Here is a 202-nt window from a genome sequence, read left to right on the forward strand (position 1 = left end):
GTCCGCAAACGCCACCGGGTTGCCGGCGGTGTCGAAGTACTGCACCGACCCGTCGGTGCGGTCCGCCAGCCGCCACTCGTAGCCGCGCTCCTCCACCCCGTCGCGGGCGGGCAGGCTTCCGCCCGGCACGTGCTCGAAGCGCACCCCCTCCCCGGGGAACCGCTTCAGGCCCGAGCCGGCACTGCCGGGGGCGCTGGCGGCG

At 76.7% G+C, this 202-nt stretch carries 1 protein-coding gene; it reads right to left on the reverse strand.

What is annotated here, in order from left to right; all coding sequences use genetic code 11:
- The coding region (locus tag IF89_RS40550; protein ID WP_043195282.1) for a hypothetical protein at window positions 1-202 on the reverse strand (202 nt) is incomplete at both ends.

The sequence above is a fragment of the Streptomyces sp. NRRL F-2664 genome, from assembly GCF_000719345.1.
In the GTDB taxonomy this organism is placed as follows: Bacteria; Actinomycetota; Actinomycetes; order Streptomycetales; family Streptomycetaceae; genus Streptomyces.